The sequence below is a fragment of the Amycolatopsis sp. SID8362 genome, from assembly GCF_010550475.1.
GTDB lineage: Bacteria > Actinomycetota > Actinomycetes > Mycobacteriales > Pseudonocardiaceae > Amycolatopsis > Amycolatopsis eburnea.
In genome coordinates this window covers 1-630 of record NZ_JAAGNB010001043.1, presented here as the reverse complement: position 1 = coordinate 630, position 630 = coordinate 1, and the positions used below count along the sequence as shown (strand labels likewise).

1 pseudogene is annotated in these 630 nt (G+C 74.0%); it reads right to left on the bottom strand.

Annotated elements, in window-relative coordinates:
* Positions 1–630 (bottom strand): annotated as a pseudogene (locus G3I65_RS32570) (transglutaminase); the annotation flags it as partial.

The window sequence follows — 630 nt, the reverse complement described above, 5'->3', positions numbered from 1 at the left end:
CCCCGGCGAGCAGCCCGGCGACGGTCGACACCACGAGCCAGCCGCGCGGCCGGGACGACAGCGACAGCGCCGCGACACCTGCGTAGAGTAGGGCCGCCCCGATCGCGGCTGGGCCGAACAACGGTTGGTAGGCCTGGGAAAGCGCGGCGACGAGCACCCCCGGCAGCAACGCGAGGAGCGGTTTTCGCAGCCGCAGCAGCACTTCCAGGCCGACCACCGAGGCGAGCAGCACGGCGAGCGGGACGAACAGCAGTTGTTCGGGAACCGGCCGGGCCGGCCAGGTGGACTGCAGGGTCAGCAGCCAGCCCTCGGTCGCCCCGCGCACCAGCACGGCGAGCGAGTCGCCGGTCGGCAGGCCCGCGAGGGTGGTCGGGAAGGCGACCGCCTCGATCAGCCCGAGAAGTCCGGCCGCCAGCACCAGAATCGGCCGGTACGGCGCGGTTTTCGGCCACCGTGCGCAGAGTTCGGCGCAGACGTAGGCGAGCACCACGACGACGAGGACCGGCACGAGCACGGCGGCGAAGCCGAACACCGGAGTGAACAGCAGCCCCGCCACGGCACCCGAGCCGAGCACCCCGGCGACGGCCGCCCGATCGAGCCCGGCTGCGACCCGCGTCCCACGGGGGTGGC